At 71.1% G+C, this 13,132-nt stretch carries 11 protein-coding genes and 1 rRNA gene; 4 read left to right on the top strand and 8 right to left on the bottom strand.

The window, feature by feature from the left end; translation table 11 throughout:
• Positions 1-147 precede the first annotated feature (147 nt).
• Both rrf and ACZ55A_RS12125 read left to right on the top strand, forming a co-directional pair.
• Positions 148-264, top strand: a 5S ribosomal RNA gene (rrf, locus tag ACZ55A_RS12130).
• 75 nt (positions 265-339) lie between these two features.
• Positions 340-870, top strand: coding sequence for a GNAT family N-acetyltransferase (locus tag ACZ55A_RS12125; protein ID WP_468837887.1), 531 nt, complete (start codon positions 340-342; stop codon positions 868-870).
• A gap of 80 nt (positions 871-950) precedes the next feature.
• On the opposite strand, the gene ACZ55A_RS12120 is transcribed toward ACZ55A_RS12125, so the two are convergent.
• From ACZ55A_RS12120 to ACZ55A_RS12090, 7 genes are all read right to left on the bottom strand, one after another.
• The gene (locus tag ACZ55A_RS12120) at positions 951-2,609 is read right to left on the bottom strand and encodes a TraM recognition domain-containing protein (protein ID WP_468837885.1); all 1,659 of its coding nucleotides are present in this window, start codon (positions 2,607-2,609) and stop codon (positions 951-953) included.
• A complete protein-coding gene (locus ACZ55A_RS12115; RefSeq protein ID WP_468837992.1) occupies positions 2,606-4,030 on the bottom strand; it encodes an ATP-binding protein in 1,425 nt (474 codons plus the stop codon). Before ACZ55A_RS12115 ends, ACZ55A_RS12120 begins: the two co-directional genes overlap by 4 nt.
• A 29-nt stretch (positions 4,031-4,059) precedes the next feature.
• Entirely contained in the window at positions 4,060-5,622 is a 1,563-nt protein-coding gene (locus tag ACZ55A_RS12110) for an SCO6880 family protein (RefSeq protein ID WP_468837883.1), read from the bottom strand.
• The gene (locus ACZ55A_RS12105; protein ID WP_468837880.1) at positions 5,619-6,944 is read right to left on the bottom strand and encodes a hypothetical protein; all 1,326 of its coding nucleotides are present in this window, start codon (positions 6,942-6,944) and stop codon (positions 5,619-5,621) included. Before ACZ55A_RS12105 ends, ACZ55A_RS12110 begins: the two co-directional genes overlap by 4 nt.
• The gene (locus tag ACZ55A_RS12100; protein WP_468837877.1) at positions 6,934-7,791 is read right to left on the bottom strand and encodes a DUF8175 domain-containg protein; all 858 of its coding nucleotides are present in this window, start codon (positions 7,789-7,791) and stop codon (positions 6,934-6,936) included. The genes ACZ55A_RS12105 and ACZ55A_RS12100 overlap by 11 nt, the downstream gene beginning before the upstream one ends.
• Before the next feature lie 540 nt (positions 7,792-8,331).
• The gene (locus ACZ55A_RS12095) at positions 8,332-8,640 is read right to left on the bottom strand and encodes a hypothetical protein (RefSeq protein ID WP_468837990.1); all 309 of its coding nucleotides are present in this window, start codon (positions 8,638-8,640) and stop codon (positions 8,332-8,334) included.
• Between the two features lie 283 nt (positions 8,641-8,923).
• Positions 8,924-9,046 carry a hypothetical protein gene (locus ACZ55A_RS12090; protein ID WP_275540846.1) on the bottom strand — a complete coding sequence of 41 codons (123 nt, stop codon included), beginning with the start codon at positions 9,044-9,046 and terminating at the stop codon, positions 8,924-8,926.
• Between the two features lie 179 nt (positions 9,047-9,225).
• Here ACZ55A_RS12090 and ACZ55A_RS12085 point away from each other — a divergent pair, with 179 nt between their 5' ends.
• Both ACZ55A_RS12085 and ACZ55A_RS12080 read left to right on the top strand, forming a co-directional pair.
• The gene (locus ACZ55A_RS12085) at positions 9,226-10,230 is read left to right on the top strand and encodes a C40 family peptidase (protein WP_468837874.1); all 1,005 of its coding nucleotides are present in this window, start codon (positions 9,226-9,228) and stop codon (positions 10,228-10,230) included.
• Between the two features lie 205 nt (positions 10,231-10,435).
• A complete protein-coding gene (locus tag ACZ55A_RS12080) occupies positions 10,436-11,170 on the top strand; it encodes a phosphatase PAP2 family protein (RefSeq protein ID WP_468837871.1) in 735 nt (244 codons plus the stop codon).
• 113 nt (positions 11,171-11,283) lie between these two features.
• On the opposite strand, the gene ACZ55A_RS12075 is transcribed toward ACZ55A_RS12080, so the two are convergent.
• Positions 11,284-12,885 (bottom strand): FAD-binding oxidoreductase, encoded by a 1,602-nt coding sequence (locus ACZ55A_RS12075; RefSeq protein WP_468837868.1) that lies wholly within the window; start codon positions 12,883-12,885, stop codon positions 11,284-11,286.
• Between the last annotated feature and the right edge of the window lie 247 nt (positions 12,886-13,132).

Raw genomic sequence — 13,132 nt, 5'->3', positions numbered from 1 at the left:
GGTTGATAGGCCAGATATGGAAGCGCCGTAAGGTGTGGAGTTGACTGGTACTAATAGGCCGAGGGCTTGTCCTCAGTTGCTCGCGTCCACTGTGTAGGTTCTGAAGTAACGACCTGTGTTTTGCCGGGTTGGTCAACTTCATAGTGTTTCGGTGGTCATAGCGTTAGGGAAACGCCCGGTTACATTCCGAACCCGGAAGCTAAGCCTTTCAGCGCCGATGGTACTGCAGGGGGGACCCTGTGGGAGAGTAGGACGCCGCCGAACAAATTTTGAGAAAAGCCCCGTGGGAACTTTGTTCCCACGGGGCTTTTTTGCGTTTCCGCTGGGATCCTGAGCCGTATGGGTTATGTGATCAGGCCGGTGAAGGCGGATGAGTGGAAGCAGTTCAGGGAGCTGAGGCTGGCGGCCTTGGGCGATCCGGTGGCCCGGGTGGCGTTCAACGAGACCCTTGAGGAGGCGGAAGCCCACCCGGACGAGGTCTGGCAGCGGCGGGCCGGGCGGGTCGGTGCGCGCAAGGGAGGGACCACCTTCATCGGGGAAGCGGCGGACGGCAGTTGGGGCGGCATGGTGGTCGTCCTGGTGGAGGAGGACAAGGAGGTGCCGCAGACGCATCTGGTCGGGGTGTATGTGCGGCCGGAGTGCCGGGGGAGCGGGCTGGCGCAGGAGCTGTTCGGCGCGGCCATGGAGTGGTCTTGGGGGCTTACGGAGCCGGCGGTGGACCGGGTACGGCTGTGGGTGCACGAGGAGAACGGGCGGGCCGAGGCGTTCTATCGGGCGAGGGGGTTTGTGGCGACGGGAAGGACCATGGCTGATCCGAAGAATGCGGCTGCTGTGGAGCGGGAGATGGTGCTCAAGAGGAGGGAGGGGTGAGAGGGGTGATTGGGGCGAGGGGGACAACAGTGGGCGGTCGCGCTCGCGGGCCGTGGTGGTGTCGCCGAGGGGGCCGGGGGTCAGACCGGCAGTGAGCGGTGGGGCCAGCGGGCCCGGGCCTGTTCCTGGGAGCGCATGGTGGCGAGGGTGAGCAGGCCGCGCGTCCGGCCGGTTTCCAGGAGGTCGGGGAGCGCGGGCAGCGGGGCGAGGGCCGCGATGTCGTCCAGGACGAGGGTGAGTGGTGGGTCGAGCCGACCGTCAGATGACCGTTCGGCCATGCGGCGGCCGTGCTCGACCACGCTCGAGAGGAGTGCGGTGAGCAGTGGCATCGCACCCGGGTCGGTACGCGGATCCTCGATGGGTTCGCCTACCACGTAGAGCGTTCCCCCCTCATCGATAAATGATTCGAGAATGGCCGAATCCGCTCGAAGTGGATTGCAGGCGTCCCGGATGTGGATGGACGAGAGGGCGGTCAGTGCCCGGCCGACCAACTCCTTGGCCAGCTCCCGGCGTTCGGCGTGGGCGGTGAGTACGGACTCCAGCTCGCCGGCCTGGCCGGCGGACGCCTTGGGGCTGGTGCGCAGGATGCGTACGGGTTCCTGGGCGGCGCCGGTGGCGTGCGCCCAGCGGTGCAGCTGGCGGAAGGGGCGGCCGTCCACCGCGGCGGCGTGCAGCCAGCAGCGCAGCAGGGTCTGCGCGGCGTCCGCGACCGCCGAATCCAGGGTGCCGGACGGCCGTACGGGGGCCAGCAGGGCGGTGGCGCGGGCGGTGGCCGTGGCGAGGTCGTCGCAGCCGGAGGTCGGCGACCAGCGCAGCCGGGCGGGGGTGTCGAGCCGGTGGGTCGGGTCGTAGGTCAGCAGCGGGCCGAGCTTGGCGCGGGCGTCCTTGGTCTCCGCCCAGAGGGTGGGGTCCGTCGTGGCGACGATCAGGGGCCCGGGGGCCGCGGTGGCGGTGGCGACGGCCGCGGCGAGGGTGGCGGCCCGGTCGGAGGTGGAGAACTGGACGCGGGGGAGCGGGAGTTCGCTGCCGGGGGTGGGGGCGGCCGGGGAGGCGGTGCGCTGTTCCGGGACGGGGCCGGTGGGAGGGGTGCCGGGGGTGGTGGCGTCGGCCGTGACGGGGGCGGTGCCGGCCGTGGGCGGGGCGGCGGAAGCGGTCGGCGGGGTGGCCGGTGATGGTGAGGCGTCCGGGGACGGTGAGGCGTCCGGGGACGGGGTGAGCGGAGTGGTCGGGGCTGCCGAGGGCGCCGGGGCGGGCTCCTGGGGGGCCGTGGTTTCCTGCGGGGTGTGGAGTGAACGCGCGGCCGGGGCGTCCTCGTTGGCCCGTCGGGCCTTCGTACGCCGCGCGGCCCGTACGGCGCGGTAGCGGGTGACGGTGCCCATCGTGAAGATGGTCAGGACCAGCAGCACCATCAGCTCGCCGATGAGGATGCCCCAGAAGAGGCCGTAGCCGGAGAGCTGGCCCTTGGGGGTTTCGGGCCAGGCGGCGGCGATGTCGTGCGGTGCGGAGACCAGATGGCGCAGCGCCATCGGCGTACCGGAGTAGTCCACGCCGTCCGGCCAGGCGCCGTGCGCGAACAGGCCGGCCAGGCCGGTCGCCGTCCACACCAGCAGCGTCAGGCCCAGCAGGAAGGCGAGCAGCCCGACCAGCAGGGAGTCGGGGATGCCGCGCCCACCGCGGCTGGCGTGCGGATCGCGGTAGCCGCGGCCGCCGTCTCGTTCGTCGTCGTATCCGCGCCTCACGCCACCGTCTCGCTCGACTCGTCTCTCCACCGGCGCTCCATCGCCATCGCCTCGGCGCGCGCCTCGGCCTCGGCGTCCGCCGCCGCTTCGAGGGCGCGCGCCTCGTCCGTCGGCATCGCGGAGGCCTCGGTCATCGCCCGGTCGGTGTAGACGAGCGGGCGTTCCGCCTCGGTGATGAGGTGTTTGACGACCTGGACGTTGCCGTTGACGTCCCAGACGGCGATGCCGGGGGTGAGGGTGGGGATGATCTCCACGGCCCAGCGGGGCAGGCCGAGGACTCTGCCTGTCGCCCTCGCCTCGTCCGCCTTCTGGGCGTAGATGGTCCGGGTGGAGGCCATCTTGAGGATGGCCGCGGCCTCCCGCGCGGCCGCCCCGTCGACCACGTCGGAGAGGTGGTGGACGACGGCCACGAAGGAGAGGCCGAGCCGGCGGCCGAACTTCAGCAGACGCTGGAAGAGCTGGGCCACGAACGGGGAGTTGATGATGTGCCAGGCCTCCTCGACCAGGAAGATCCGCTTCTTCCGGTCGGGCCGGATCCAGGTGTGCTCCAGCCATACGCCCACGATCGCCATCAGGATCGGCATCGCGATCGAGTTGCGGTCGATGTGCGAGAGGTCGAAGACGATCAGCGGGGCGTCCAGGTCGATGCCTGCCGAGGTCGGGCCGTCGAACATGCCGCGCAGATCGCCGTCGACCAGGCGGTCCAGCACGAGGGCGACGTCCAGGCCCCAGGCCCGTACGTCGTCTATGTCGACGTTCATCGCCTCGGCCGACTCGGCCTCCGGGTGCCGCAGTTGCTCGACGATGTCGGTGAGGACGGGCTGCCGGTCGGTGATGGTCTCGTTGACGTAGGCGTGCGCGACCTTGAGGGCGAAGCCGGAGCGTTCGTCCAGGCCGTGGCCCATCGCGACCTCGATGATCGTCCGCAGCAGGGCCAGCTGGCCGGTCGTGGTGATCGACGGGTCGAGGGGGTTGAGGCGGATGCCGCCGTTGAGGGCGGCGGTCGGGTCCAGGCGGATGGGCGTTATCCCCAGCTCCTGGGCGATGAGGTTCCACTCGCCGACACCGTCCTCGCCCTGGGCGTCCAGGACGACGACCTGCCGGTCGCGGAACCTCAGCTGGCGCAGGACATAGGTCTTCTCCAGCGCGGACTTGCCGTTGCCGGACTCGCCGAGGACCAGCCAGTGCGGGGCCGGGAGCTGCTGGCCGTACAGCTGGAACGGGTCGTAGATATAGCCCTTGCCGCTGTAGACCTCGCGGCCGATGATCACGCCGGAGTCGCCGAGGCCGGGGGCCGCGGTGGGCAGATAGACCGCCTGGGCCTGACCGGTGGAGGTGCGTACGGGCAGCCGGGTCGTCTCCACCTTCCCGAACAGGAAGCTGGTGAACGCGTCGGTGAGGGCACCGAGCGGATCGAACATGGCCATGACGTACGCGCCTCCCAGCGGCTTTAGCGGCGGATCCCGGTCGCGAACGGCAGAGTGTTGACGAACGCCCGGTGGTGCTCGCGGTCGCACCACTCCAGCTTGAGGTAGGACTTTCCGGCCGAGGCGCGGATGGTGCGCTTGTCGCGGGCGAGCGCTTCGGGCGAGCGGGAGGAGACCGTGAGGTAGCCGACGAGGTTGACGCCGGCCGCGCCGGACGCCAGGTCCTCACCGCGCTGGTCGACCCGGCCGTGGTGCGCCACATCGCGCGGGTCCACCACGCGGTTCATCTTCGCCGCGCGGCTGGCCTCCGCGTCGTCGTTGGTCTTCTCGGTCAGCATCCGCTCGATGGCGACCTCGGTGGGCTCCAGGTCCATGCAGACCGCGACGGTACGGATCACGTCAGGGGTGTGCACCAGGAGGGGCGCGAGGAAGTTGACGCCCACCGGGGTCAGCGGCCACTCCTTGACCCAGGCGGTGGCATGGCACCACGGCGCCCGGGTCGACGACTCGCGGGTCTTGGCCTGGAGGTACGTCGGCTCCATCGCATCGAGCTCGGCCGGCCAGGCGTTGCGCTTGCTCATCGCCTGGATGTGGTCGATGGGGTGGTCCGGGTCGTACATCGAGTGCACCAGCGAGGCGAGCCGGGCCTGGCCGAGGGGCTGACGGACGCGGATGTCGGCCTCGGCGAGCCGGGCGCAGATGTCGGTCAGCTCACGGGCCATCACCACCGCCAGACCGGCGTCCCGGTCCAGCTTCTTGCGCAGCAGCCCGCCCTGGTGCATCCGGGCGGCGCGCGCCATGGTCTGCGCCTCGACGGCCAGCTCGCGGGTGTAGTGCATACAGGCGACGAGGTAGGCGCGGTGCTGTTCGGAGGAGGTGGAGACCATCGACTGGAGCTGGTCGTAGGACTCCTGGAGCCAGCTGGGGGAGGCGGCGTCGCCGCGCTGGGCGACGTCCTTGGCGTGCGCGTCCGGGTCGGCGGGCAGCGTACGCGCCAGCATCTGGAGCCGCGTCACGAAGCCGTCCCCGTTGGCGACGTGCTTGAGCAGCGTCCCGAACCGGTCGACCAGGGCCTCCTGGTCCTCGCTGTCGCGCAGTCCGACGCCGGGGCCCTCGATCTCGATGGCGGCGGTGACGGTACGGCGGTCGGCGTGCAGCAGCACGGCGATCTCGTCCGGGCCGAACGGCGCGGACAGCCAGTTGATCCGTCCGATGCCGGGCGGCGGGCCGATCTCGACCTCGCGGCCGTCCAGCCGTACGCCCGCCTCAGCGGCTCCGGAACGGTAGACGGCGCCCTTGCGGACCGTACGGCGGAAGCTGCGACGGATCTCGAACCACCTGTAGAACGTGCGGCCTTTGTACGGGACGTAGACGGCGGCGAGGGCGAGCATCGGGAAGCCGGTGAGCGTCACGATCCGCAGCGAGAGGACGGGCACCAGCAGCCCGCACATCATGCCGAGGAACGCGCCCGCGATGATCAGCGCGATCTCGCCGGTCTCGCGGTTCTTGCCGACGATCGCATTGGGCCGGGCCCGGCCGATCAGATAGGTGCGGCGCGGCGTGATCGGGTGGGACTGGGTGCTCAACGCCCCTCACCTCCTGCTGTCTTGCCGGTGCGGGAGCTGCTGCCGGGACCGGGGTTCGTACGGGGAGCGGGGGTGGCGGGGGCGGACGGGGCGCGGCCGCCGCCGGAGCGGGAGCCGTGGGCCGCGACGCCACCGGAGACGGCGTCGGCCGGCCGGGACTGGCCGCCCGCGCCGCCCTGCTGACCGCCGTCGCCGCCGGAGCTGCGGGAGCTGTGGGTCTTGATGCCCTGGGACACCAGCGCGGCAGGGGAGCTGAGCACGGCGGCCGCGGCGTTCTCCGCGCCCCGGCTCATCCGGTTGTTCCTCGACGCCGCGATCTCGTCGCCGAAGCCGGGGACGAAGCGGTAGAGCACCGCGCTGGCGAAGATGGCCAGCAGGATGATCGAGAGGCCGGAGACCACCGCGGAGATGGCGTTCGGACCCTTGTTGGACGACAGCGCCCCGGCGATGCCGAGCACGATCACGATGACCGGCTTCACCATGATCACCGCGATCATGATGCCCGCCCAGCGGCGCACATGGCCCCACATGTTCTTGTCGACCAGCCCGGCGTAGACGACCGTGCCGAGCAGCGCCCCCACGTACAGCAGCGCGGCCCGGATCACCAGCTCCAGCCACAGCACACCGGCGGCGAGCACGGAGACCAGCGACACCACGATCAGCATGATCGGGCCGCCGCCGATGTCGGTGCCCTTCGTGAGCGCCTGCGAGAACGCTCCGAAGAACGTGTCGGTCTGTGCGCCCGTCCCCTTGGCGATGATCTTGGTGACGCCGTCCGTGGCCGAGACGACCGTGTAGAGGATCAGCGGGGTGAACGCGGAGGCCAGCACGGTCAGCCAGAGGAGCCCGACCGCCTCACTGATCGCCTCCGTGAGCCGCACCCCGCGGACCGCCCGCTTGGCGACGGCCAGCAGCCACAGCACCAGCGTGAGGACGGTGGAGGCGGCGAAGACGACGGCGTACTGCCGCAGGAACGCGGCATTGGTGAAGTCCACCTGGGAGGTGGCGTTCACGGCGTCGGACAGCTTGTCGACGATCCAGGCGGCGGCTTTGGCACAGCCTTTGGCGAGGGAGGTGAGGGGGTCCAGGGGGTTGGAGTCGGTGAGGCCGCCGCCCGGGTTGGACGTGCCGCCATCGCCACCGCCCGTGCTCCGCTGTTCGCAGAGCTCCTTGGCCTTGTCGGTGAGCAGATCGCAGGCGCCGTCGGTCGGTTTCGGGTCGGGAGCCGCGAACGCACGGGAGGAGAGGGCGATCAGCGTCGTCTGCAGGCCGGTGAGTGCCGAGGCGACGGCGAGGGCCCGGCGTCGGTTGTTACCTCGCATATGTGAACCCTCCGAACCCTTGGACGGCCTTGGACATGTCCGTGGCCGTCGCGGCGGTCTGGTCGCCGCCGACCGGGGCAGGGCCGGCCTTCTGGCTGAGGCCGGCGACCTTCCAGTCCCCGTTCACCCACTGGAGCTGCATCGTGGACGTGTACCAGCTCTCCGCAACCGGGGTCTGGGAGCCCTGGCCGGCGAGGCCGAACAACTGGGAGTACCAGACCGCGACCTTGGCGGTGGTGCCCTTGAACTGCTCGGTCTTCGTTCCGACCGGGTTGGCCCGGGCGACGAAGGTCATTCCGGCGGGCACGCTGCCGTCCGTCTTGAGGCCGGCCCGGCCGAGGAACTTCGGGTCCGTGTAGACCTTGCGCAGGCTGTCCTTGCGCGCCGCGGCTGCGGAGGGGGTGTAGACGGCGTTGACGATCGCATCGCGCTGGTCCGACTTGTACATCCCGTCGCTGGAGAGCGCCACCACGTAGTTCGCCGCCGCCGACTGCGCCCCCTGTTCCGTCTTGGCGAAGCCCGAGGCGATGCCGCCGCTGCTGCCCGTGACCGGCTTGGTGCCGGTGGGGGCCGTGGGGCGGGCGGGGCCCGCGCCGGCGTCCTTGGCGGAGTCGCCGGGGGAGTCGTTGTTTCCGCTGCCGCTGCGGTTGGCGAAGGCGATGGCCGCGAGCAGCAGGACGATCACGCCGACGATCGTGACGAGGTTGCGGCTGGACATGCCGGCCCGCGGCCGGCGGGCCGAGCCGTAGAGGTCGCCCTCGCTGTCGGGAAGTCTGGTCCGGGTCTGGCCCGTCCCGGAGCCGCGGTGGCCGTCGCCGCCGTAGCCGCTGTCGTCACTGAGACTCATCGCGCCTGTGCCCCCTCTGCCGCCGTCCGTGCCGTCGTTGTGCCGCCCTCATATGACCGTAGCCGCGTGGGCGGCAGCTCGGGCGCAGTGGTACGAGTACATCTCACCGTGACGGGTCCTCAGATGCGGTGCGGCGGAGGCGAATGGGGGACTCTGGGCTATTTGTGCTCATCGTCTGCTCCGCGTCCGTCGTGGCCTTCGGGGACCCGCTTGGCCCCCGGGTCCACCTGTCCCCGCGCGGCGGGCAGCCCAATCGGTCCGCTGGTGGCGGGGGTGATCAGGGCATGCGTCGGGCCCCGACGGGCCGGGGTGAGTGGGCGTCAGCATGGGGCCTCGGCAGGGAAGGTGCGGCCGGTGGAAGCGGGTGGAGGCACGGGGCGGCGGAGAGAGGACGGGCGGGGGCGCATGGGGGCGGCGCGGGGACGGGCGCCTGCCCCGGGTGCGCGGGTCGGTGCCGGCGGCGGTGGTGGCTGCCGGGCCGCGGAGCGCTGCCAGGGCAGGCCGCCGTGCCGGGGGCGGTCAGGGCCGTGCGGGCACGTTCTAGACCGCCATGCCGTAGACGATGGTGAACAGCGTCCCCAGGGAGCCGATGATGAAGACGCCGGTCAGGCCGGCCACGATCAGGCCCTTGCCCTGTTCGGCGCTGAAGGTGTCGCGCAGCGCGGTGGCGCCGATGCGCTGTTTGGCGGCGCCCCAGATCGCGATGCCGAGGCACAGCAGGATCGCCACCGCCATGACCACCTCGACCATCACCCGGGCTTCGTTGCCCAGGCTTCCGAACGGGCCCCAGTCCGGGGCGATTCCGCCGATGATGGTGGTGATGTCGCCCTTTTCGGCCGCAAGAAGCATGTGTGACATCTGCGCCATGTGTGAACTCACCGCCCCTTTATGGGTCGTTCGCTGTCTGCTCTGTGCCGGTGCGGCACAGGCCGGACTTCTATCTTCGCTGACGAACGCGCCGTCAGAAGACGACTCGGCGCCTTTCTTCGACGGATCCGATGGGGGCGGCGTGTACGGGTGCGCGTACGCCGTCCATTGAACCGACTGGTCTCACCGTGTGTATCACGGTGGATAACCCTGAGCAATGATCATCGGGCCGGCGGCGCAGGGGTGCGCGCCCGGCGTCCTGCGGCTACTTCGGGGCGTGCGACATGGCGAAGATCATGACGAGTGCCACCAGGTGGATGGCGAACAGGAAATACGCCACCCGCCACCACAGGTGACGGTTCAGCTGCTTCTGATTGTTCGGGTCCATGGCTCTCGTCCTGGTTCGGGGTCCGTGTGCAGTGTCGCGCATCCGGCGGTGCGGTGGGTGTCGGTGTGAGCGGGATCGCGCCCGGCCGGAGCGCCCCCTGCGCCTCCCGTGTGACGCAACGCGCAGCAAGCGGCCGGAAAAAGGCAGTGAACCGCGCCTGAATGAGGGAGGGTTGTGGGGTGCGGAAATTCTGGGTTGCCGGTGGGCTCGGGGCAGGTCTGTTGTGCTGCCTGCTCGCGCTGCTCGTGATCGGTACGTACACGGTGGCGGCCGGGCTGGCCGGGGCGGGCGGCCGGGCGGCCGGACTGGCGAAGGGGGCGGTGCCGGCCGCGTATCAGGCTCTGGTGCAGAAGTGGGGCACGCTCTGTCCGGCGATAAGCCCCGCGCTGCTGGCGGCGCAGCTCTATCAGGAGAGCGGGTGGAACCCGAGGGCGCAGAGCCCGGCGGCCGCGCAGGGGATGGCGCAGTTCATCCCGGGGACCTGGGAGACGCACGGGGTGGACGGCAACGGCGACGGGAAGCGGGACGTCTGGGACCCGGAGGACGCCATTCCGTCGGCCGCGTCGTACGACTGTGAGCTGGCCAGTTACGTCAAGCGCGCGCCGGGCAACGCCACGCACAACATGCTCGCGGCGTACAACGCCGGGGCGTACCGCGTGATCCAGTACAACGGGGTGCCGCCGTACCGCGAGACGCAGAACTACGTGAAGACGATCACGACGCTGGCGAAGAGCTTCGAGGCGCCGGCCGGGCCGGTGGCGCCGTCCCGGCAGGCCGCGGGCGCCATCTACTTCGCGCAGGACAAGCTCGGGACGCGCTATCTGTGGGGCGGGACGGGCACGGCCGCGCAGGGCGGGCGGTTCGACTGTTCCGGGCTGACCCAGGCGGCGTACCACTCGGTGGGCATCGAGCTGCCGCGGGTGGCGAACGACCAGTGGAACGCCGGTCCGCACCCGAAGCGGAGTGAGCTGCTCCCCGGGGACCTGGTGTTCTTCGCGTACGACCTGAACGATCCGCGGTCGATCCACCATGTGGGGATCTATGTGGGTGGCGGGTACATGATCAATGCGCCCTATACGGGAGCCGTGATCCGGTTCGACAAGATCGACACACCGGATTACATCGGGGCGACCCGGGTCACCTCCGATGGCGCAAAAGCGCTCCCCGCTACGAACGCTGCGTGAACATAAGGCCCTGAACTGCAGCGATGAGTCAAGCTTCGATAACGTCCTGGTGATCATCCCGTGGAGGATGGAACGCCCGGCCCGGGCATGGCGTTTCCTTTGCGTGGGGACGTAGCAGCGCTCGAAGCAGCACACGCTCGACGACCACGGGGGTTGGCAGCACACCAACGCGCTCGCGCGCGCGAAAGATAAGGGGCCGCGGCAGATGGCTGGACTCGCACTCGAGGGGCCGAACCCCGATGTCGACGTGCTCGAAGGCATCAACGGCCTCGCGAAGGACGCCCCCCACTGGGTCAACAAGGCCATGGAGTACATCGGCGAGTACGGCATCATCGCCGCCCTCGCGGTGCTGTGCCTGGTCGCCTGGTGGTCCGCGCGCCGCCGGCCGGGCGCGCCGTCCGTCGTCGCGGGTCTGGTCTGGGCGCCGCTGGCCGCCGGGATCGCGCTGCTGGCCAATATCCCGATCCGGGGGTTCGTCGAGCGGCCGCGGCCGTTCAAGGACCACGCCGGGCTGGAAGTGCTGATCCAGGGCAAGAGCGACTTCTCGTTCGTGAGCGATCACGCGACGCTGACGATGGCGGTCGGCGTCGGCCTGTTCGTCGCCCACCGCAAGTACGGCCTGATCGGGATCGCGCTGGCGCTCGCCGAGGGCTTCTGCCGCGTCTACATGGGCGTGCACTACCCGACCGACGTGGTGGGCGGCTTCGCGCTGGGCACCGCCGTCGCGCTGCTGCTCGCCCCGCTCGCCCAGGCGCTGCTGGTGCCGCTGACGACGGCGATCGGCCGCTCGAAGCTGGCCTGGCTGGTCCGGGCGCCGGGCGTGCCGGTCGAGCCGGCCGGCGGGCGGTCCGGGCGGGACGCCGAGGGCAGCCGGGTGGTGGCCACCGGACCGGCGCTGCCGAGCGGCCAGAAGGAGCGGGACAAGGATCTGGCGGCCTGAGGCGGCAAGTTCCCGGCCCGTGAGGGCCGGTGAGGACCTGGCGGATGCGGACGGCCCGGACCCCTCGCGGGGACCGGGCCGTCCGTGTTCGTCCGGCGGGCTCTCCGGCGCGCTCAGAGCGCCTGCGGGAAGGTGCTGAACAGCCGCTGCGGGTCGTAGGTCCGCTTGACCTCGGCGAGCCGGCCGGCGGCGGCGCCGTAGTAGGCGGACTTCCAGTTGGTCAGGCCCGGGTCGGTGTAGTTCTGGTACGCGGCGCCCGAGGAGTACCGCTGCATCGCGTCATGGAACGAATTCAGCCACGCTGTGCGGGTGCCGGACGAGCCGTTCGGCGACCAGGACGCCAAGTACTGGGCGAGGAACAGCGATTTGCGGTGCACGAAGGCGGTGTCGGTGCGGCCGACGCGGTTGATCGCACCGCCCAGCGCCGTCAGCGCCACATTGCCGCCCACGCCCTTGCGGCCGCCGCTCTCGATCTGCTGGAGCATGGTCTGGATGCCGGCCGCGGACAGCGCGCGGTCGAAGAAGTGCGAGCGGGCCGCGTAGGTCTCCCGGCCCAGCTGGCCGGCGCCGGTCTGGCCGGGCAGTGAACCGGGCGCGTGGCACTGCGCGGTGGACTTCGACGAACAGCCCGCGTAGGCCTCCATCGCGTCCAGGTAGCCCTTCGGCGTGAGCCGGACGGTGGTGGCGGGGCCCGGGCCGCCCGGCTGGTCGGCGAGCTTGTCGACGGCGTTCTGGAGCTCGCGGTAGCCGCCCAGGGAGAAGGCGGCGACGGAGACCGACGGGGTGCCGCCGGGGCGCGCGTCGAGATGGCAGGCGGACCATATCTCGTCGGGCTGCGTCGGGCCCCACTTCTGCCAGGACGCCACCACCTTCGCCGCCTTGGACCACGGCCAGGTCATGTACGCCATCACCGCGCGCGGCGCCGGATGCGTACGGAAGCGGAGCTCGGTGACCACACCGAAGTTGCCGTTGCCGGCCCCGCGCAGCGCCCAGAAGAGGTCGGCGTGCTGCTTGCGGTCGCACTCGACGGTCTTGCCGTCGGCCGTGACCAGGGTGGCCCCGACGAGGCTGTCGCAGGTCAGACCGTACGCGCGGGAGACCACACCATGGCCGCCGCCGAGCGTGAGGCCGGATATGCCGACGGTGGGGCACGAGCCTCCGGGCAGCGTCACCCCGTGCGGTATCAGGCCCTCGTAGACGTCGATGAGCTTGGCGCCGGCGCCGATGCGGGTGGTGCCGCCGGACGGGGCGCCCACCTTGGACAGCGCCGAGACGTCGATGATCAGCTTGCCGTTGCCGCTGGACCAGCCCGCGTAGGAGTGGCCGCCGCTGCGGATGGCGACCGGGGTGCCGTAGCGCCGGGCGAAGGCCAGGCATTCGGCGATGTCGGACGGGTGCTTGACGTACGCGATGGCCGACGGCTTCAGGCTGTCGTAGCGGGTGTTGTAGAGCCGGCGGGCGGCCGCATAGGCGGCGTCGGAGGCCCGTATGAGCCGTCCGTCCAGGCTCTTGCCGAGCGCGCTCCAGTTGGCCTGGGTGGCCCGGGAGGCGCCCGCGGCGGAGACCCCGTTGGTCTGGGCGGCACCGGCGCCGGCCGCGGCCTCGGTGGCGGGGGCCGCGCCCGCCGCGCCGGCCTTTTTGTCGCAGCCCGTGGCAAAGGCGACCGAGGTCGCCGCCAGTCCGGTGCCGGCCTGTAGGAGAGTGCGCCGCTTCACTGGGATGAGTCCCCCTCGATGTCGTACGGTCTCGCCCCGCCTGCGGGGGCCCGGAGCGGACCGGGGCACCGGTGGCGGCGCGGCCGGCGCCGCCGGCCGTGACCGCGGGGCGCGTGCGGGGGAGCACAGCATCCGGGCGGTGCGGCGGCGCGTCCCCCGTGGACCGCGGTGCCCAGGAGCACTCCGCGCTGTTCGGAACTGTCCGGTTTCCGCCCTTGAATTCCGTTACGGGCGCGGTGCTGTTGCT

The sequence above is a fragment of the Streptomyces sp. NPDC034111 genome, from assembly GCF_055575375.1.
The sequence above is the reverse complement of the archived record's forward strand: the minus strand, read 5'-3'. Positions and strand labels throughout refer to the sequence as shown.